This is a genomic window from Olivibacter sp. XZL3 (assembly GCF_004368405.1).
Taxonomy (GTDB): Bacteria; Bacteroidota; Bacteroidia; order Sphingobacteriales; family Sphingobacteriaceae; genus Olivibacter.
Window position 1 is genome coordinate 1 of the sequence record NZ_SBJH01000106.1, and the last position, 1,232, is coordinate 1,232.

Consider the following 1,232-nt stretch of genomic DNA (forward strand, 5'->3'; position numbering starts at 1 on the left):
TGTAATCTTCCCTTAAAACAGCTACGATTATTAATGTAGTTTTATAATTTAGGGGTAATGAAAAGAAGTAAGTTTAGCGAAACACAGATCATCAAGATTTTGAAGTTGCAAGAATCTGGACAATCGGTTACAGACATCTGCCGAGAGCATGGCATTAGCCAGGGTACTTTTTACGTCTGGAAGAGTAAATATTCAGGTATGGAGTCTTCGCAACTCAAACAGATGAAGGATATGGAGCGGGAGTTGGCACAGTATAAGAAAATTGTAGCTGAGTTGACTCTTCAGAACACGGTATTAAAAGATGTTATAGAAAAAAAGCTATAGGGCCTGTCGAAAAGCGAGAGCTAGTAGGCTATGCCCGTGAATATTTTGGGATGAGCCTTCGACAGGCCTGTTCAATATTTTGCTTGAGTACTTCAGTTTTTTACTACCAAGCAAAGCGCAAAGACGATAATGAAGTAATCGAGCAGCTTTCTAAGCTAGCAGAGCTGCATCGAACTTGGGGATTCTGGATGATGTATCATAGACTGAGAAAACTTCAGTATATGTGGAACCATAAACGTGTTTATAGGATTTACACTAATATGCGGCTTAATCTTCGAAACAAGCGTAAAAAGCGTCTTCCTGCGCGAGTTAAAGCTCCTTTACTTTGTCCCATAGGACCAAATATTACTTGGAGTCTTGACTTTATGCACGATACGCTAGCCAGTGGCAAAACAATACGAACACTAAACGTAATCGATGACTTCAGTCGTGAAGCTCTTTCAATTTCTGTTGACACTAGTTTGCCTGCCGGCCGTGTTATAAGGGAACTTGAAAAGCTAATTGAATGGAGAGGTATTCCTGATAAAATCCGCTCAGACAATGGTCCCGAATTCGTTGCTGAGGCTATCCGTGAATGGTGCGATAAAAATGGTGTTCAATGGGAATTTATACAGCCTGGTAAGCCGACCCAGAATAGTTTAATTGAAAGGTTTAACAGAACATTTAGGCAAGATGTACTCGACAGCTATATGTTTGACAGCTTGACTGAGATAAGAAAATATGCAAATGCATGGGCATGGATGTACAATAATGAAAGGCCACATTCATCTTTGGGACAATTGACGCCGACAGAGTTCCTGTTGAAATATGGAAAACTCTCTGAGTTTCCCACATTCCAACAGGATAGCAATAGCAATTCTGATTGGAATTTTTTAGTTTTGGATGTAGCTAGCTAAGGGAAGACTACA

At 40.1% G+C, this 1,232-nt stretch carries 1 protein-coding gene; it reads left to right on the forward strand.

What is annotated here, in order from left to right:
- Positions 1-57 precede the first annotated feature (57 nt).
- A protein-coding gene (locus tag EPX21_RS19680; protein WP_240768744.1) for an IS3 family transposase occupies positions 58-1,220 on the forward strand; the annotation gives its coding sequence in 2 pieces (ribosomal slippage) (positions 58-310 and positions 310-1,220; 1,164 coding nt in all).
- Positions 1,221-1,232: the final 12 nt, after the last annotated feature.